This is a genomic window from Pseudohaliea sp. (assembly GCF_054552115.1).
This window is the reverse complement of record NZ_JBTOLW010000023.1, coordinates 42,860-60,960: the sequence shown is the minus strand read 5'-3', so window position 1 is coordinate 60,960 and position 18,101 is coordinate 42,860. Positions and strand designations below refer to the sequence as shown.

Genomic DNA, 18,101 nt, shown 5'->3' with positions numbered 1-18,101 from the left:
GCGCACAAGCCTGCCCCGGACCACCCTTGGAAGCGTATTCCGGTGAAGCCGGGAGCCGCTCCTTCCCGTGGCTGAACGATGTCGGCAAAGGGGACATATCTAGTTTGGAGAAAAGGGGACATTTCTACTTTGGGTTGACAGAGAGACCGGGGAGAGACCGGAGAGAGACCGGGGAGCCGCCGGGTGCGACAGCGGAGGGCTTCAGAGGCGCGAGAACGCGTTGTTCAGCTGGTAGCGCCGGGAGGTCACGTAGCGCTCCATGGCCTCTACCCGGCGCAGGGCCCCGTCGAGGCGCTCCTGGGCTCGCTCGAGGCGCACGCTGGCACTTTCGCTGTAGCGAAAGGGGTTCTGCGGCCGGTAATCGTGACGTCGCTCGTCGTATTCCATGGGCCTCTGCGGGGCCCCCTCCTCCATGACCGCGCCCGGCACCGAGCCGCGCGGCCGCGGCGCGAGCAGCAGCCAGCCGGCGAGGTAGGCCCACAGGGCCAGCGTCCCGGTGAACAGGAACGCGGCGATGAACAGGAGCCGCGCCACCCAGTGGGCGACATCCCAATAGTCGGCAATGCCGGCGCAGACACCGGCGATACGGCTGCGGCGGGTGTTCCGGTAGAGGTCCATGCCCCAGCCTGCGCGTTTGCGCGCACCGAAGCTCTGCGGATTCCGATAGCTCATGATGAGGCCTCCTCGCTGCGACCGCGGCCCGCCTGCTGCCGCCAGTCGGGGTGCTCGTCATCCAGGATCGACTCGAGGGTGCCGATACGCTCCGTCAGCCGGTCCACGGTCACCAGCATGTCCTCGATCCGCCGCCGGTCCTCCTCATTGAGGCTGCGGCTCGAGCGGTTCACGCTGCGGTAGTGCATGACGATCCAGATCGGCGCCACCACCACCATGAACAGCACGGTGGGGACGAATAGGAATTCCCAGTAGTCCATTGATCGATCCTGTGGTCGTGAGTGTCTTCAAGGGTAAACCAGGCGGACCCGGTTATGCCTTTTCGCCGTCGCCCCGCGGGTCGCCGGCGACCTCGCGCCGCAGCCGGGCCAGTTCATCGTTGAGGCGCTCGTCTTCCTGCAGGGCGTCGATCTCGGCGGCAAGCCCCGGGGAGACATCGCGCCCCATGTCCATGACATCGAGCTGGCTCTCCAGGTTGTCCATGCGCCGCTCGAAGTGCTCGAAGCGGGTGAAGGCATCGTCCAGGGCCTCCCGGTGCACCTGCCGCTTGACCTTGATGCGCGACTCGACCGTCGCGTTGCGCATGGCCAGGGTCTTCTGCTTTGCCTTGGCGTCCGAGAGCTTCTGCTGCAGCTGGCCGATCTCCTCGTTGAGGTGCGCCACATGCTCGTCCGTGGCGGCAAGCTCCGCGTCGACGGCGTTGATTTCCTCCTCCAGTTCTCGCTTCTCCTGCAGCGCTGCCCGGGCCAGGTCCTCGCGACCCTTGCGGATCGCCAGCTTCGCCTTTTCCTCCCAGCCACCCGCCTCGCCGCGCAGCTGCTCGAGGCGCCGCGCTGCCTGCTTGCGGTCCGCGATAACCCGCGCGGAGGAACTGCGCACTTCCACCAGCGTGTCTTCCATCTCCTGGATAATGAGCCGGATCATCTTTTCCGGGTCTTCCGCCCGGTCCAGCAGCGAATTGATGTTGGAGTTGATGATATCCGTCATGCGGGAAAAAATACCCATGGTCACTCTCCTGTACCGGAACGGGACCCGTTGCCGTCGCAGCCATCCCCGGGCGCCCCGAGGAGGTTGATTGCCTCGATCACGACCACCACCTGGAGCAGCGTCAGCAGACCCGCAGAGGGGCCTGTAATGCTGGCAATGGCCGCGCCGATCGGCGCCAGCGCCAGGTACATGAGCAGTCGGTCAGGGCGTGCCTGCACGGCAGTGAGTCCTCTGTCACTTGCGGGCCGGACTATCCAGCCTCGTCACCAGTTACGAAACAAGACCCGGACCAGCACCTGTAAAGCAGCAGGAAAACAATTGGTTAGAGCCATTTCCTGAAGTTCGGCCTACTCCCGGAAGCTCCCACGCAGGCACAAATAACCACCTTAAAGGCTTAGACGACCAACCAATTAGGTATAGAATGCCACTATGCGTGCCCCCGATAGCATGATCGGCAACTCCGAGGCGCTCGCCGCGGCCCTGGATCACCTGTCCCGCCTCGCACCGGTGAACCGTCCCGTCATCGTGCTCGGCGAACGCGGCACGGGCAAGGAGCTGGCCGCCGAGCGCCTGCACTTCCTCTCCGCTCGCTGGGACGCCCCCTTCATCAAGGTGAACTGTGCCGCCATGGCCGAGTCCCTGCTCGAGTCGGAGCTGTTCGGTCACGAGCCCGGGGCGTTCACCGGCGCAACCAACACCCACCGCGGGCGCTTCGAGCGGGCCGACGGCGGCACCCTCTTCCTCGACGAGCTGGGCACGACCTCCGCCCGGCTGCAGGAGAAGCTGCTCCGCCTGGTCGAATACGGCGAGTTCGAGCGCCTCGGCGGCCAGCGCACGCTGCAGGTAGACGTGCGGGTCGTGGCCGCCACCCACGCGGATCTTCCGGCACTCGCCGCCGCCGGCGAATTCCGACACGACCTGCTGGACCGCCTGGGCTTTGATGTGGTCTACCTACCGCCGCTGCGCGAACGCCGCGAGGACATCGCGGAGCTTGCCGAGCACTTCGCCATCCAGATGAGCGCCGAGCTGGGCTGGCCTCTCTTCCCCGGCTTCACCGACAGTGCAGCGGCCCGGCTGCGGGACTATTCCTGGCCCGGCAACGTCCGCGAGCTCAAGAACGCCGTGGAGCGGTCCGTGTACCGCTGGGGCGACCCGGACGCACCGGTCGACGAGGTAATCCTCGACCCCTTCGCCGACGCCCGCCCCGTCGCACCGGCCGCCGGCACCCCGCCGCCGGCGGCACCCGCCGACGCATCGGCCGAAGCGGCGGCAGAGGGGGGGCTGCGCGATCGCGTCGACGCGTTCGAGCGCCGTCTTCTCGAAGGCGCCCTGGCGCGGCACGGTCACAACCAGAAGCGCACCGCCGCCGCCCTCGGGCTGTCCTACGACCAGCTCCGCGGCCTGCTGCGCCGCCACGGCTTGCGTTCCCGGCGCCGGCGGCGCGACACTGCCACTGACTCTTGATCACCAGCCACTCAACCTGGAGCTACACCATGGACCTTTCTCTTAGCGACCCCTCCCTGCTGAAGACCGGTGCCCTCGTCGACGGCACCTGGATCGATGCGGACGACGGGGGGCGCCTGCCCGTCAGCAATCCCGCCACCGGGGAGGCGGTCGCCGAGGTCGCAAAGGTGGGCGCCGCCGAGACCCGCCGCGCCATCGAGGCCGCGGAGCGGGCCATGGCCGACTGGCGTCGGCGCCCCGCGAAAGAGCGCGCGAAGCTGCTTCGAGCATGGTACGACGCGCTCATGGAGAACCAGGAGGACCTCGCGCGCATCATGACCGCCGAACAGGGCAAGGTGCTGGCCGAGTCGCGCGGCGAGATTGCCTACGGCGCCTCCTACATCGAGTGGTTCGGCGAACAGGCCAAGCGCATCGACGGCGACATCCTCCCGGGGCCGGCGCCCGACAAGCGCATTCTCTGCCTGCGTGAGCCGGTCGGTGTGGTCGCCGCGATCACCCCCTGGAACTTCCCGAATGCGATGATCGCCCGCAAGGCCGCGCCGGCCCTCGCCGCCGGCTGCACCGTGGTCATCAAGCCCGCGAGCGAGACGCCCCTGTCAGCCCTGGCCATGGCGGAGCTCGCCCTCCGCGCCGGCATCCCCGCGGGCGCCATCAACGTGCTCGCCGGCAGTTCCTCGGCCATCGGCGGTGAACTCACCGCCAACCCGACGGTGCGCAAGCTCACCTTCACCGGCTCCACCCCGGTCGGCAAGACCCTGGTCGAGCAGTGTGCCGGGACCCTGAAGCGTACCTCCATGGAGCTCGGCGGCAACGCGCCGTTCATCGTCTTCGACGATGCCGATCTCGATGCCGCGGTGGCCGGGGCCATGGCCTCGAAGTACCGCAACAGCGGCCAGACCTGCGTCTGCACGAACCGCTTCCTCGTGCAGGCGGGCATCCACGATGCCTTCGTGGAGAAGCTGGTGGCGGCCACCACCGACCTCGCCGTCGGCAACGGCCTCGAGGACGGTGTCGCCATCGGCCCGCTGGTCAACACCCGCGCGGTGGAGGACGTCGACGCGCTGGTGCGCGGGAGCGTGGATGCGGGCGCTGCGGTGGCTCTCGGCGGCGCACCCCACGACCTGGGCCCCTGCTTCTACCAGCCTACAGTGCTTACCGGCGTGACCGCCGGCATGCCCGTGTTCGACAACGAGATCTTTGGCCCCGTGGCCCCGGTCGTCCGTTTCCAGGACGAAGAGGAAGCCATCCGCCTCGCCAATGACACGCCCTTCGGCCTCGCCAGCTATTTCTATACGCGGGACCTCGGCCGGGCCTGGCGGGTCGCCGAAGGGCTGCAGTACGGTATCGTCGGCATCAACGAAGGCCTCATTTCCAACGAGATGGCGCCCTTCGGCGGCGTCAAGGAATCCGGGTCGGGCCGCGAGGGCTCCAAGTACGGTATCGACGACTATACGGAGATCAAGTACGTGCTTATGGGTGGCCTGGGCGGCTGAGGGGTCGGGGCCGTGCTGTCACTGCTGGTGGCGTTCTTCCTCGTCGCCATCATCACCTCGTTCCTCTGCTCCCTCTGGGAGGCCGTGCTGCTGTCCATCACCCCGGCCTATGCGCGCCTGCAGCTTGAGCAGGGCGGCCGGACCGGGGCACGGCTGGAGCGCTTCAAACGCAACATCGACCAGCCCCTCGCAGCCATTCTTACGCTCAATACCATTGCTCACACCGTCGGCGCCATCGGCGTCGGCCAGCAGGCTGCGCTGATCTGGGCCGATGCCAACCCGCTTATCACCTCGCTGGCCGTACCGGCGATCATGACCCTTGCGGTCCTTATCCTCTCGGAGATCATTCCCAAGACCCTCGGCGCGAGCTTCTGGCAGCGGCTGGCGCCATTCACGGCGCGCTCCCTCGCCTTCATCATCGCCGCGCTGTACCCGCTGGTCTGGGCCTGCCAGCTGGTCACCCGCAGCCTCAACCGCAGCCACTCCGCCTCTGTGCTGACACGCTCCGAGTTCCTCGCCCTGGCTGAGCTCGGGGCGCAGGAGGGCGTCTTTGCCCGCGGCGAGACAGCAATTATCCGCAACCTGCTGCGCTTCAAGGACGTCACCGCCCGCGATGTGATGACACCGCGCATGGTGGTGCGCACGGCTGACGCCGGCACCAGCGTCGGCGCCTTCCTCAGCGCCAACCCGGGGCTGCGCTTCTCGCGTATTCCCCTGTCCCGGGAGGGGCGGAGCGAGGACATCAGCGGCTATTTTCTGCGCACGGAAGCGCTGGAGCGCCAGGCTGCGGGCCAGGCGGAGCTGACGCTGGGCGAGCTGCAGCGGCCCATTCCCGTGGTGCAGGAAGCCTCGCCGCTGCCGGAGCTGTTCACGAGCTTCCTCGAGAAGCGCGAGCACATCGCCCTGGTCATGGACGACTACGGCGGCATGGCCGGCATCGTCACCATGGAGGACGTGATCGAGACCCTGCTCGGGCTGGAGATCGTCGACGAGTCGGACGCGGTGACCGACATGCAGGCCCTGGCCCGGCGCAACTGGGAGGCGAGAGCCCGGTCCCGGGGCATCCTCGAATGGCCGGAAGGCGCGGCGGAGCCGAGCGAACCGCAGGGGCCGCCGCCGGGCGACTGATCAGCGAAGGGTGCGCTCCACGGCCGTTTCCCAGGCGGCATGGCGGCGACGGCGTGCGGGCGCGGAAAGGCGCACGCGAAACTCCTCGCCGGGCTGCCAGATGCGGCGTATGTCGGACGTGCCGCGCCACAGGCCGATCCCTACCCCGGCGAGGTAGCTCGCACCCGCGACCGTGGTCTCGACCACCTGCGGCCGGATCAGCTTGCGACCGAGGACATCCGCCTGGATCTGCATGAGCAGGTTGTTGGCCGACGCGCCCCCGTCCACGCGCAGGGGACGCATGCGCCGACCGAGGTCCTTCTCCATGGCGCGGAGGATGTCCGCGTTCTGCAGGGCGATGGCATCGAGCGTTGCGCGGGCGATATGGGCGCGGCTGGTGCCCCGGGTGATGCCGGCAATGAGGCCGCGAGCCTCCGGTGCCCAGTGCGGGGCGCCGAGCCCGGTCAGTGCCGGCACGAATTCGACCCCGCCATGATCCTCGACTTCTGCCGCCAGCGCCTCCACGTCAGCCGCCCGGCGGATCAGCTTGAGCCCGTCGCGCAGCCACTGCACCGCGGCGCCGCAGATGAAAGCACCGCCCTCCAGCGCATAGACGGGCTTGCCGCCCTCTCCCAGCTGCCAGGCCACGGTGGTGAGTAGGCCGGCGTGGGAGTGGAGCAGCTCCGCGCCGGTGTTCATGACGATGAAGGAACCGGTGCCGAAGGTGCACTTGGCGTCGCCGACGCCGAAGCAGGCCTGCCCGAACAGCGCCGCCTGCTGATCCCCGGCCATGCCGGCGATGGGAATGCCGTCCGGCAGGCCGCTGACGCCGCGCGTGTGGCCGAGGATGCCGCTCGTGGGCACGATCTCCGGCAGCAGTTCCCGCGGCACCTCGAACAGCTCTGCGAGCTCGCTGTCCCAGGCCAGCCGCTTCAGGTTCATCAGGCTGGTGCGGGCCGCGTTGGACACGTCGGTCACGTGCCGCTCGCCGCCGGTAAGCTGCCAGACCAGGTAGCTGTCGACCGTGCCTGCGGCCACCCGGCCCGCGGCGAGCCTGCGCCGGATACCCGGCGTGTTGTGCAGCAGCCAGCGGAACTTGCTGGCGGAGAAGTACGGGTCAAGCACCAGGCCGGCCTTGCGCCGCACCGTCTTTTCGTGGCCCCGGGACTTGAGCGTCTCGCAGAAATCCGTGGTCCGCCGACACTGCCAGACCACGGCGTTGTTCAGCGCCTCGCCGGTCTCCCGGTCCCAGAGCAGCGCCGTCTCGCGCTGGTTGGTGATACCGATCGCGGCGATCTCGCTGGCCCTGCACACGCCCCTGCGCAGCACGCCACGGATGCCCTTGTCTACGGACGCACGGATATCCTCGACCCGGTGATCCACCCAGCCGGGCTTCGGGTAATGCTGCGGGAACTCGTTGTTCACGCTGGCCCGGAGCCGGCCCGTTGCATCCATGAGAGCGACGGTCGTACCGGTGGTGCCCTGGTCGATAGCGAGGATGTAATCAGCCATGGCTCAGTATCCTCTCGGGCTCGACCACTAGGTCCCGTAGCCTTCGATGGCCTTGATCTCCAGGAAGTCGGTAAAACCGTGGGCCCCCCATTCGCGGCCGTTGCCGGACTGCTTGTAGCCGCCGAAGGGCACCGCGAAGCCGCCCCACTGGTCGTTGATGTGGATGTTACCGGCACGGATCTTCGCCGCTACCCGCCGCGCGTGCTCGATGTCCTCGCTCTGAACATAGGCGGCGAGGCCGTAGGGCGTGTCGTTGGCAATGCGCAGCGCCTCTTCCTCGGAGTCGTAGGGGATCATCGCCAGCACCGGGCCGAAGATCTCCTCCCGGGCGATGGTCATGTCGTTGGTCACCTCGGAAAACACCGTGGGGCGAACATAGTAGCCGCGGTCCAGCCCCTCGGGCTTGCCCGGGCCGCCGCAGACCAGCTTCGCACCCTCGGCGATGCCCCGCTCGATGAGATCCTGGATCTTCTTCCACTGCACCTCGGAGACCACCGGGCCGACCTGGGTCTTCTCGTCCGCCGGATCGCCGACCACGGTTTCCCCGGTGACGCGGCGGGCAATGGCCTCCGCCTCGGCGAGCCGGGACCTGGGCACCAGCATGCGTGAGGGCGCGTTGCAGGACTGACCGGTGTTTTCGTACATGCCTTCCACGCCGCTGGCCACAGCCTTTTCCAGGTCGGCATCCTCGAGGATGATGTTCGGCGACTTGCCCCCCAGTTCCTGGGTCACCCGCTTTACCGTCGGCGCCGCATTCTGCGCCACCAGGGTGCCGGCGCGGGTCGAGCCGGTGAAGGACATCATGTCGACGCCGGGGTGCTTCGACAGCGCCGTGCCGACGCCGGGGCCGTCGCCGTTGACCATGTTGTAGACCCCGGCCGGCACGCCGGCCTCATCGAGGATCTCGCTAAAGATCCAGGCCGACAGCGGCGCAACTTCGCTGGGCTTCAGGATGACCGTGCAGCCCACGGCAAGCGCCGGCGCCACCTTGCAGCCGATCTGGTTCACGGGCCAGTTCCAGGGCGTGATCAGGCCGCAGACACCGATCGGTTCTTTCACCACCCGGTGCGGGCCGAGATCCTCGTCGAAGGCATAGTCGCGGAGCACCTTCGCCGCCTCCTTCAGGTGGCCGAGCCCGGTGAAGGCCTGGCTGCCGCCGGCGAGACTCTTCGGCGCGCCCATTTCCTCGCTGATCGCGGCCGCGACGTCGGCAAAGCGTTTCTCATAGACCGCCGCACAGGCCTCGAGCAGTTCCACCCGCTCTTCCCGGGAAGTCTGCGAGTAGCTCTCGAAGGCGCGCCGGGCCGCCGCCACGGCGCGGTCCACGTCGGCCTCGCCGCCGAGCGAAATCCGCGCGCACACCTCCTCCGTCGCCGGGTTGATCACGTCGTGCGGGCGGGGCTCGGCCGGTTCGACCCACTGGCCGTCGATATAGAAGCGGGTATAGTCGCGCATGGCTGTCTCCGTGCTCCTTGGCTTGTTGGACGCCCGCCAGTGTAGCACCGTGCCCGGGACCCTTCAGCTAGCGCCGGGACAGTTGCCAGGGGGCACGCCATCCCGGACAATATGTGCCCCGTCAACATCCGCCCCGGCAGGAGTGTGCCCCGTGAACATGGACATCGGCAGCGACGAGATGACCCTCTTCCGCGACATGGCCCGGCGGGCCTTCGAGCAGGAGATCAGCCCCCATTTCGAACAGTGGGAGGAAGACCACCTCGTGCCGCGGGACCTCTGGCGCACCCTGGGTGAAGCCGGGCTGCTCTGCCCGGACGTCGACGAGGCCTACGGCGGCGCGGGCACCTCCCCCCACGTCACCCTCGCCCTCATCGAGGAACTCTCGGCCATGGGCTTCGGCGGGATTGCCAGCGGCTACGGCATTCACTCCAACATCGTTGCCCCCTACATCGCCCGCCACGGCACCGAGGCGCAGAAGCAGCAGTGGCTGCCGCGCATGGTCTCCGGGGACGCGGTGGGCGCCCTGGCCATGACCGAGCCCGGCGCGGGTTCCGACGTGCAGGCAATACGCACCAACGCCGTGCGCGACGGCGACGAGTGGGTCCTTAACGGTTCCAAGATCTTCATCACCAACGGCATCCACGCCGATCTCGTGATCGTCGCGGCGATCACGGACCCCGGCAAGGGCGCCAAGGGCACCAGCCTGTTCCTCGTGGACGCGCACCTGCCGGGCTTCGAGAAGAGCAAGAAGATCGAGAAGATCGGCCAGCACAGCTCCGATACGGCCCAGCTGTTCTTCCAGGACGTGCGCCTGCCGGCGGATGCTCTCCTCGGGGATGAAAACCGCGGCTTCGTCATCATGATGGAAGAGCTGCCCCGGGAGCGCCTGGGCATTGCCGCGCAGGCGGTGGCCGCGGCCGAGGGCGCGCTGGCGCTGACCGTAGACTACGTACAGGAACGCAAGGCCTTCGGCCAGCCCATCGGCGCGTTCCAGAACACGCGCTTCAAGCTGGCGGACGTGAAGACGGAGATCGCCCTGAACCGGGCGCTCTACGAGCAGTGCGCCGACGAGTACGCCCACGGCGAACTCACCGCCGACAAGGCGGCGATGCTCAAGCTCGCTTCCTGCGAGATGCAGTGCAGCACCGTGGACGAGTGCCTGCAGCTCTTCGGCGGTTATGGCTACACCAGCGAGTACCCGATCTCGCGCTTTTACACGGACGCCCGGATCCAGCGCATCTACGGCGGCTCCTCGGAGATCATGCGCGAGCTGGTCGCGCGCTCGATGCTCGGCAAATAGCGGCGAACGCGCCTCAGGCGATCACACCCTCGTCCCGCAGCGCCGCCAGCTCCTCCCCGGAGAGGCCCAGCAGGCCGCCGAGCACCTCCTCGTTGTGGCTGCCGATAGCACCGCCGGGCCATTCCGTGCGGCCCGGTGTTCCCTGCAGCCGCGGCAGGATCGCCGGAATCTTCAGCGGCTCCCCGTCCACCTCCACGGTCTCGAACAGCCCCCGGGCCTGGAAGTGCGGGTCCGCGACCATGTCGGCGACACTGTAGATCGGCCCCACGGGAACCCGCGCGGCCTCCAGCTGCTCGATCACTGCGCCCGCCGTGAGCCCCGCACACCACGCCGCCAGCGCGGCGTCGATAGCTGCCTCCTGCCGCACGCGTCCGGCGTTGCTGGCGAGCGCCGGATCGTCGGCCATGTCCGGCCGGCCTGCAACCAGCATCAGGCGCCTGAAGATGGAGTCGCCGTTGCCGCCGATGATCACGTACCGGCCGTCGGCGCAGCGGTAGGTATTGGTGGGAACGATACCCGTGAGCGTGGTCCCGGACGGCTCGCGCACCAGGCCGGCGCCGTCGAACTCGGGCACGATCGCCTCGAGCAGGTTGAAAACGGACTCATAGAGCGCCACATCGATGGTCTGGCCCTCGCCACTGCGCTGCCGCTGAATGATCGCCAGGGTGATGCCCAGGGCCGCGTGGATCGCCGAGAGCGTATCGCCGAGGGAAATGTTGGGTCGCACCGGCGCCTTGCCGGGCTCGCCGTTGATGTAGCGGAAACCGCCGAAGCCCTCGGTCACCGAGGCATAGCCCGGCTTGCCAGCATAGGGACCGGTCTGGCCATAACCGGAGATGCGCGTGTAGATCAGCGCCGGGTTGCGCGCCTTGACCACGGCCGGGCCCAGCCCCCACTCTTCCATCGCGCCGGGACGGAAGTTCTCCACCAGCACGTCCGCGCCGTCCAGGAGTGACAGCGCGAGGGCCCGGCCGCGCTCGTTCCTGAGGTCCAGCGTCACGGACTTCTTGTTGCGCCCCAGGCTCCGGTACCAGAGCGACGTGCCACCCTTCACCTCGCGCCAGCCGCGGATCGGGTCGCCGCCGGGCGGCTCGACCTTGATGACCTCCGCACCGAAATAGGCCAGGATCGTTCCCGTGAACGGTCCCGCCAGCAGCTGTCCCAGCTCGATGACGCGGAGGCCCTCCAGCGGGCGCGCTCCCTCGCTCATGATCTGCTCTCTTCCTTATCCCGTCGCGCAGTTTAACCACCGCCTGCGGGACTGGCGAGCGCCCCGTATCCCGGCATCATCCCGGGGGTGCTGCTGGCGCCGCGAGGGGCATCTGCTAGCATAGGGCAGAGCGCCGGCAAACTGCCTGCGCACCACCCCAAAGGCCAGAGGAGAGATCCACCCATGCCGATGCCCCTGAAACGCACCCTCGCCGCGGCCGCCGTGGCCGCCTCCGTCGCCGCCGCGCCGCTGGTCAGCGCGCGCCTCGATTCGGACGAGCCGCTGCAGTCCTACCGGCAGTCCTACTTTGCCATCGTGGCAATGAACTTCGGCCCGATCGCCGACATGGTGAAAGGTGACATCCCCTGGGATCTCGAAAAGCTGCAGGGCTGGGCGGATGACCTCGAAACGGTCACCGAGCTCGACCTGCTGCGCGGCTTCGCCCCCGGCTCCGAGAAGGGCATGACCCGGGCCAAGCCGGCCATCTGGGAGAACATGGACGATTTCGAGGCCAAGCTTGCGGACCTCAAGGAAGCCGCCGAGGCGCTCGACGAGGCGGCGGAAGGCGGCGACCGGGCGGCCATCGCCGAGGCCGTGAAGGCCACGGGCGGCGCCTGCAAGGCCTGCCACGACGAGTACAAGGCCAAGGACTACCTGTACTGATCCCCGGCGCCGAGGCAGCCCCCCGCCGCGGCGCCGCGGTCTTCGTCGCCGGCGCCAGCGGCTACATCGGCCGCGCGCTGGTCCGCGAGCTGTGCGCGCGCGGGCACCGCGTGGTCTGCCTGGTGCGGCCGCAAAGCGGTGTCGGCGGCCGGGACAGCCCGGCGGACCTCGCCCGGGACCTTCCCGGCGCAGAGTTGCGCGTGGGCGACGTCTCCGACCCGCGCAGCCTGCGCGAGGACGGTTTTGCCGGCGAGACCTTCGACGCGGTCTTCTCCTGCCTCGCCACCCGCGGCGGCGGTATCCGCGATGCCTGGAACGTGGAGTTCGCGGCCAACCGGGTGCTGCTGGATGCTGCCCTGACGGCCGGGGTACACCGCTTCGTGCTGCTCTCAGCGATCTGCGTGCAGCGGCCGAAGCTCGCCTTCCAGCAGGCCAAGCTGGCCTTCGAGGCGTCCCTCGTTGCCAGCGGCATTGCGTATTCCATCGTCCGCCCCACGGCGTTCTTCAAGTCCCTTGCCGGGCAGGTGCCCCGGGTCCTCGCCGGCAAACCCTACCTGCTCTTCGGCAACGGCGAACTCACCGCCTGCAAGCCCATCAGCGAGCGCGACCTCGCCCGGTACCTCGGTGACTGCCTCGACGACCCGGCACGGGAGAACGCCGTCCTGCCCATCGGCGGCCCGGGCCCGGCGCTGACGCCGCGGGCCATGGGTGAACTCCTGTTCCGCCTGAGCGGCCGGCCGGCGCATTTTCGCAGCGTCCCGCCGGGCCTGTTCACCGCCGTCGGCGGCCCCCTCGGTACCCTGGGGCGGGTGTTCCCGCCCCTCCTCGACAAGGCGGAGTTCGCCCGCATCGGCCACTACTACGCCACCGAGTCCATGCTGCTCTGGGATGAAGAGCGCGGCGCCTACGATGCCGACGCGACACCATCTTTCGGCGAGGATACGCTCGAGGGATTCTACGAGCAGGTGCTGGCGCGGGGGCTGGCCGGCCAGGAGCTTGGCGACCACGCGCTTTTCTGAGGGCCTGGCGCCGTGTCCCGGGCCGCCCCGGGGCGTCACCACCAGGAGGACACGGGCTCCGGCGCGGCCGCAAAGATCGCCAGCAGCGCCAGCGCGACGAGGTCGAGGATCAGCAGGGCGCGCCAGAGTGGCGCCGCCGGCCCCGTGCCCTCACGGCCCGGCGCGGAGCCGCGCAGCATCGGCACGAGAAGCTGCTCGCCACGCCCCCACTGGTACCAGGCGACGGTGGCGATATGCAGACCAACGAAGGCCAGAATGGCGTTGAAGAGCCAGGCGTGAACGGCACCGAGCTTGTCCGTGACCGCGTCCCCCGCAGCGTGATAGAGCGGCCCGTCGAAGAGAATGCCGTCGCTGTTGTAGAGCCCGCTGACGGCCTGCACCAGCAGCAGGCCCCAGAGCGTCATGGCCGACCAGCCGCCGAGGGGATTGTGTCCGGGCGTATCCCGGCGGCCCTCGCGCAGGTAGGCGATGATCGCCCGGGGCCCGCGCAGAAAATCGCCGAAACGCGCCTGCGGGCTGCCGAAGATCCCCCAGGCGAGGCGCGCCAGCACCAGGCTCAGCACCGTGTAGCCGACCCAGGCATGGAGTTCCAGCAGCCCCTCCTCCGCCGTCCACCAGGACGCCGGCAGGCACAGGGCAATGACCCAGTGCGAAAGCCGGACCGGCAGGTCCCAGAGCGGGTGGCGGGCCTCAGTGCCGCTCATCGCGCTTGAACTCCCGGGGAACGAGGGGCAGGCAGCCTGCGGGCAGGTCCCGGCACTGGTAGATCCACTGCCGCCCGTCAAGGACGCAGCGGTGCCGGGGTCCGGCAAGGGCGGGGTCGCCGCCTTCGTAGGCCGCATCGCCCGGGTAGATGGTCACCAGCTGCTCTCCCTCACGGCCGAGCACCGGCTCCACCCGGGGTACCGGGGAACGCGCCTCGGTGGCCAGCATGGTTGCCAGGTCCCGGTAGGCGACGAGGTTGAGCAGGGTCACGTAGGTCGGGGGCATCAGGTTGAGGTCCCCTGCCGCGTGCGCCGCCAGCGCCTCCGCAAGCCCCAGCCAGCGCGCGGCATGGATCTCGCCGTTGTCGATAGTCACTTCTGCATCGGCCGCCAGCGGCGCGGCGAAGAACCAGGTGGCGAAGCGGCGCTTTTCCACTGCGGGGGTGGTCCAGTGGCTCAGCGGCACCATGGCGTCCGGGTCGGCGACCACGCCGGCCTCCTCCGCCGCTTCGCGCGCTGCAGCCAGCCGCGCGGCACGATCCGGGTCACCCCCGGCCGCTGCCCGGTCTGCATCGTCGATGGCGCCACCGGGGAACACCCAGAAGCCGCCGGCGAAGAGCAGCGCCTTGTTGCGCTTCAGCAGCAGCGTTTCCAGCTGTCCGTCCCGCTCCCGCAGGAGCACGACGGTACTCGCCGGACGTACCGGTACCGTGTCGCCCAAGGTCAGCTACCGAGGAGTTCCAGCAGGCCCGTGACCGTGGCCTCGACGCCGAGCGTGATCGACGGCTCCGGGGCCACCTTGAACAGGGGCGAGTGATGCGACGGCACCGGCGGGCCGCCCGCCTCGGCGGCGTCGAAGGCCGCCTGCGGCGTACCGCCCACGGCAAAGTAGGTGCTGGGAATGTACGGGTCGGTGACAAAGAACGGGAAGTCCTCCGCACCCATGCCCTCGCGCTTGGCCGTGTAGAAAACGTCATCACCGAAGCGCTCGCTCCAGCGATCCTTCAGGCGCGCGGTGAGCGCCGGGTCGTTCAGTGTCGGCGGGGTGCTCTCGTCGGAGACGATCACCTCGGGCAGGAGGTTGTCCGGCAGGCCCGCGGCGCGCCCCGTGTTCTCGGCAACGCGGCGGATGCCGTCGAGGAGCAGCTTGCGGGCCTCCCTGCTCTCGCTGCGCACCGTCAGCTTGAGGTGGGCACGGTCGGAAATGATGTTGTGCTTCGTGCCGGCGTGGAAGGCACCGACGGTGATCACGCCGGGCTCGCGCGGCGCCAGGTTGCGGCTGACCACGGCCTGCAGGCCGAGGACGATCTGCGAACCCACCAGCACCGGGTCGATACCCGTGTGCGGGCTGGCGCCGTGGGCGCCGACGCCGTGAACGATGATGTCCACCGTGTCCGACCCCGAATACGGCGCGAGCGGCGCCGAGAGCTTGCCCGTCGGGATGCTGGAGGCGACGTGGAAGGCCATGGCCTGGTCCGGCTTGCCGAAGCGTGCCCAGAGGTCGTCTTCCATCATCACGCGGGCCCCGGCGATCACTTCTTCCGCGGGCTGGCCGATGAGCATGAGCGTGCCGGACCACTCGTCCCGGCGCGCCGCCATCTGCCGCGCCGTACCCACGAGCGCGGTGATGTGCACGTCGTGGCCGCAGGCGTGCATCACGGGCACCTCGTTGCCATTGCGGTCCACCTGCCTGGCCTCGGAGGCATAGGGGAGACCGGTCTTCTCGGGCACGGGCAGGCCGTCCATGTCCGCACGCATCATGACCGTGGGCCCCTCGCCATTCTCGAGGATGGCGACGAGCCCGGTGCGCCCCACGCCCTCGGTCACCTCGAAGCCGGCATCGCGAAGCTCGGCGGCGAGGCGCGCCGCCGTCTCCGTCTCCATAAAGGAGAGCTCGGGGTTGCGGTGAAAATGTTCGAAGAGCGGGGCGAGGTGCGCATCGTAGTCCTGCTGGACGGCCTCCGTGAGTTCATCGGCGACGGCAGGCGCCGGTACGACCGGCAGGGCCAAACAGACGGGAAGGGACAGGGTACGCAGGATCGTTCGCATAAAAATTCCTCGGGTTGCGTCGGGGGCCACTCAGCGCCGGGACATGGAAACGTCGAAACCGAGACCGCGGGCGTGCTCCCGCGCCGCGTCCTGCTCCTCGGCCCCGCGGCTGGAAATCCACAGGTTCGTCGAACGCGTGCCGCTGCGGCAGAAGGCGAAAACCGGCCGCTCGCCGTCATCAAAGAGCTGCGCCATGGCACCGAGGTCATCCCCCGGGTAGTTGAAGGCGTTCAGCGGGTAGTAGTGGTACTCGAGACCCGCGGCCTCTGCCGCGGCGGCGAACTCGGCGGAACTGGGCTGATCCAGGGCCTCGCCGTCGGGGCGGTTGTTGATGATGACGCGGTATCCGGCCTCGGCCAGGGCCGGCAGGTCCGCCGGGCTGATCTGCCCGGAAACACCTACCGTGTCGGTGAGCTTGACGATCTGCATGGGCACTCCTTGCTGGCGGGGGCAGCGCCGCCGGCGCCGCCCCGTGTCTTGCGGGGCCGCAGTATAGCCCGCGACCGGGCGCGACTCTAGGGAGCGAGCGTCGCGCTGACGGCGAGCCCCCGGGCGCCGTCAACGCACAGCTTGATACCGACGACCACGAGGAACACGGAGATGATCCGGTAGTACACCGCGGGGTGGGACAGGCGGACCAGCCAGTGGCCGATACGCACACCCACGGGCGCCAGCGGCACCAGCACCAGGGAGTACAGCAGGTTGTCGGCGGAGAACTGGCCTAGGAGGTAGTAAGGCAGAAGCTTGAGCGCATTGACCACGGCGAAGAACAGCCCGGCCGTACCCGCGAAGACCAGCGGCGGCAGCCCCTTGGGCAGCAGGTACATGGTGAGCGGCGGACCGCCGGCGTGGATCGAGAAGCTGGTGAAACCGGCGAGGCCGCCGAAAAAGCCCGCGGTGCCGGGATGGTGGTCGCGGCCGGTCATGGCCTGCAGGCCGAGCAGCGTCAGCACGCCAAAGCTGCCGGCGACGACGCCGACCAGGAGGCGCAACCAGTGCTCGTTCATCACGTCCAGGGTCAGGTAGCCGAGCACGATGCCGACCACGGCCCCCGGCAGGAGCAGGCGCAGCGCCCGCCCGTCGAACTGGCCCCAGTAGGTGCGCACAACCACCGCGTCCATGACGCAGAGAATCGGCAGCAGAATCGCCGCGGCCTGCGCCGGCGGCATGACCAGCGCCATGAGCGGCACGGCGAGAATGGCCACGGCGCCGCCGAAGCCGCCCTTGGCGATGCCGTAAAGCAGCACGCCGGGAATACTCACAGCGTAGAAGGCCGGATCGCCGAGCACCGCTCAGTCCACCAGCCCGAGCTCGTCGGCGAGCACCTCCGTGAGTTCCTCCCGCGGGCGCTCGGGCACCCGCAGGGGCTCCCCGGTGAGCCGCTCGGCCAGGTCGCGGTAGCTCGCGGCCACCTGCTCGAAAAAGGCCCGGGGCAGGACCCAGTCCCGGGCCAGCGCCCGCCGGGCGTCCATGCGGTCCTTGTCCAGCAGGACCTGCGGATCCGGCGCACCGGCCAGCAGCGCCTGGCGGAAGGCTTCCTTGGAGAACTCCACGACCCTTCCTGCGCGATAGGCGGCGCCGTCCCAGATCCGCGAGGAGTCGGGCGTGCCCGCCTCGTCGAGATAGATGAGCTGCTGCCCCGCGCCCTCGATTCCCCCGGGGCGATCGACATAGCCGAACTCGAACTTCGTATCGACAAATACGAGATCAAGCGCGGTCAGCTCCCGCTCGATGAGACGGAAACCGGCGGCAAGCAGCGTGGTGTAGTGGTCGACATCGGCGGGCCCGGCGAAGCCGAAGGTGGCGCTGTGCGCCAGCAGCTGCTCGCGGCTGACGTTGACGTCGTCCGCCTCGGGCACCCCGGGGATGCCGAGCAGCACACCCTTGGTGGAGGGCGTCATCAGCAGTTCCGGCAGGCGGGCGTGCTCACCGAGACCCTCGGGCAGGTCGATACCGCAGAAGCGGCGCTCGCCCCGCGCATAGGCGCGCCACAGCGAGCCGGTGATATAGCGCCGGGCGATCGCCTCGATGGCCAGCGGCCGGGCCCGCTGCACCACCCAGAGCAGCGGGTGCGGTGTCTCCAGCAGGTGCGCCGGCGCGAGCCCCTCGGCGGCGAAACGGCGGAACCAGTGCGCGGCAATGGCATTGAGGGCCGCGCCCTTGCCGGGAACGCCATCCCAGCCGCCCTCGGCCCGCCAGAGGCAGTCGAAGGCGGACAATCGGTCCGAAATCACCATGATGCCCAGGGGCGCACCCGGGGCCACCGGGTAACCGCGGGTCTCTGCCAGGCGCCGCGAGTCGGCTTCCGTCAGCCAGTAGACCGCCCGCACCTTGCCACTGTGGACCGGGGCAGCGGTGCGCACGGGAAGGTCGTCGTTGATGGCAAGAACCTGCTCTGCGCTGTCCATGGCGGGCCTCCGGGCGAAGGGGCCGCATCATAGCAGACGCCCTGCCCATAGCCGCCTT

19 protein-coding genes are annotated in these 18,101 nt (G+C 69.0%); 6 read left to right on the top strand and 13 right to left on the bottom strand.

The window, feature by feature from the left end; genetic code table 11:
• Positions 1-201: 201 nt before the first annotated feature.
• The 4 genes from ACX93N_RS11790 to ACX93N_RS11775 are packed head-to-tail and all read right to left on the bottom strand — an operon-like array spanning position 202 to position 1,877.
• Positions 202-672, bottom strand: coding sequence for a PspC domain-containing protein (locus ACX93N_RS11790; RefSeq protein WP_459428620.1), 471 nt, complete (start codon positions 670-672; stop codon positions 202-204).
• Complete coding sequence (pspB, locus tag ACX93N_RS11785; protein ID WP_459428619.1) at positions 669-932, bottom strand: envelope stress response membrane protein PspB; 264 nt, start codon at positions 930-932, stop codon at positions 669-671. The genes ACX93N_RS11790 and pspB overlap by 4 nt, the downstream gene beginning before the upstream one ends.
• Before the next feature lie 52 nt (positions 933-984).
• Positions 985-1,677 (bottom strand): phage shock protein PspA, encoded by a 693-nt coding sequence (pspA, locus tag ACX93N_RS11780; RefSeq protein WP_459428618.1) that lies wholly within the window; start codon positions 1,675-1,677, stop codon positions 985-987.
• 2 nt (positions 1,678-1,679) lie between these two features.
• Complete coding sequence (locus tag ACX93N_RS11775) at positions 1,680-1,877, bottom strand: hypothetical protein (protein WP_459428617.1); 198 nt, start codon at positions 1,875-1,877, stop codon at positions 1,680-1,682.
• Positions 1,878-2,088: 211 nt separating this feature from the next.
• On the opposite strand from ACX93N_RS11775, the gene pspF reads away from it, so the two are divergent.
• From pspF to ACX93N_RS11760, 3 genes are read left to right on the top strand one after another with little or no spacing between them, the layout of a single operon-like run.
• The gene (gene pspF / locus ACX93N_RS11770) at positions 2,089-3,123 is read left to right on the top strand and encodes a phage shock protein operon transcriptional activator (RefSeq protein ID WP_459428616.1); all 1,035 of its coding nucleotides are present in this window, start codon (positions 2,089-2,091) and stop codon (positions 3,121-3,123) included.
• 29 nt (positions 3,124-3,152) lie between these two features.
• On the top strand, positions 3,153-4,616 hold the full coding sequence (locus ACX93N_RS11765) for an NAD-dependent succinate-semialdehyde dehydrogenase (protein WP_459428615.1): 1,464 nt from the start codon (positions 3,153-3,155) through the stop codon (positions 4,614-4,616).
• 12 nt (positions 4,617-4,628) lie between these two features.
• Positions 4,629-5,744, top strand: a complete 1,116-nt coding sequence (locus ACX93N_RS11760) for a CNNM domain-containing protein (RefSeq protein ID WP_459428614.1) — start codon at positions 4,629-4,631, stop codon at positions 5,742-5,744.
• Here the strand turns inward: ACX93N_RS11760 and glpK are convergent, their stop codons facing one another.
• Together glpK and ACX93N_RS11750 are read right to left on the bottom strand one after the other, a co-directional pair.
• Entirely contained in the window at positions 5,745-7,235 is a 1,491-nt protein-coding gene (glpK, locus tag ACX93N_RS11755; RefSeq protein ID WP_459428613.1) for a glycerol kinase GlpK, read from the bottom strand.
• Positions 7,236-7,262: 27 nt separating this feature from the next.
• Positions 7,263-8,690: an aldehyde dehydrogenase family protein gene (locus ACX93N_RS11750; protein ID WP_459428612.1), complete on the bottom strand. Its 1,428-nt coding sequence runs from the start codon at positions 8,688-8,690 to the stop codon at positions 7,263-7,265.
• Positions 8,691-8,847: 157 nt separating this feature from the next.
• Here ACX93N_RS11750 and ACX93N_RS11745 point away from each other — a divergent pair, with 157 nt between their 5' ends.
• Positions 8,848-9,990 (top strand): acyl-CoA dehydrogenase family protein, encoded by a 1,143-nt coding sequence (locus ACX93N_RS11745; RefSeq protein WP_459428623.1) that lies wholly within the window; start codon positions 8,848-8,850, stop codon positions 9,988-9,990.
• 13 nt (positions 9,991-10,003) lie between these two features.
• Here the strand turns inward: ACX93N_RS11745 and ACX93N_RS11740 are convergent, their stop codons facing one another.
• Complete coding sequence (locus ACX93N_RS11740; RefSeq protein WP_459428611.1) at positions 10,004-11,200, bottom strand: CaiB/BaiF CoA transferase family protein; 1,197 nt, start codon at positions 11,198-11,200, stop codon at positions 10,004-10,006.
• 183 nt (positions 11,201-11,383) lie between these two features.
• Between ACX93N_RS11740 and ACX93N_RS11735 the strand changes: the two genes are divergently transcribed.
• Entirely contained in the window at positions 11,384-11,863 is a 480-nt protein-coding gene (locus ACX93N_RS11735; protein ID WP_459428610.1) for a c-type cytochrome, read from the top strand.
• Entirely contained in the window at positions 11,815-12,882 is a 1,068-nt protein-coding gene (locus ACX93N_RS11730; protein ID WP_459428622.1) for an NAD(P)H-binding protein, read from the top strand. Before ACX93N_RS11735 ends, ACX93N_RS11730 begins: the two co-directional genes overlap by 49 nt.
• Before the next feature lie 35 nt (positions 12,883-12,917).
• On the opposite strand, the gene ACX93N_RS11725 is transcribed toward ACX93N_RS11730, so the two are convergent.
• The 6 genes from ACX93N_RS11725 to purC form a co-directional block, all read right to left on the bottom strand.
• Entirely contained in the window at positions 12,918-13,586 is a 669-nt protein-coding gene (locus ACX93N_RS11725; protein WP_459428609.1) for a cytochrome b/b6 domain-containing protein, read from the bottom strand.
• The gene (locus tag ACX93N_RS11720; RefSeq protein ID WP_459428608.1) at positions 13,573-14,307 is read right to left on the bottom strand and encodes an NUDIX domain-containing protein; all 735 of its coding nucleotides are present in this window, start codon (positions 14,305-14,307) and stop codon (positions 13,573-13,575) included. The genes ACX93N_RS11725 and ACX93N_RS11720 overlap by 14 nt, the downstream gene beginning before the upstream one ends.
• A 2-nt stretch (positions 14,308-14,309) precedes the next feature.
• On the bottom strand, positions 14,310-15,635 hold the full coding sequence (locus tag ACX93N_RS11715; protein ID WP_459428607.1) for an amidohydrolase: 1,326 nt from the start codon (positions 15,633-15,635) through the stop codon (positions 14,310-14,312).
• Positions 15,636-15,665: 30 nt separating this feature from the next.
• Positions 15,666-16,064, bottom strand: a complete 399-nt coding sequence (locus tag ACX93N_RS11710) for a protein tyrosine phosphatase family protein (RefSeq protein ID WP_459428606.1) — start codon at positions 16,062-16,064, stop codon at positions 15,666-15,668.
• Between the two features lie 86 nt (positions 16,065-16,150).
• Positions 16,151-16,924: a sulfite exporter TauE/SafE family protein gene (locus tag ACX93N_RS11705; RefSeq protein WP_459428605.1), complete on the bottom strand. Its 774-nt coding sequence runs from the start codon at positions 16,922-16,924 to the stop codon at positions 16,151-16,153.
• A 3-nt stretch (positions 16,925-16,927) separates the two neighbouring features.
• The gene (gene purC, locus ACX93N_RS11700; RefSeq protein WP_459428604.1) at positions 16,928-18,043 is read right to left on the bottom strand and encodes a phosphoribosylaminoimidazolesuccinocarboxamide synthase; all 1,116 of its coding nucleotides are present in this window, start codon (positions 18,041-18,043) and stop codon (positions 16,928-16,930) included.
• Between the last annotated feature and the right edge of the window lie 58 nt (positions 18,044-18,101).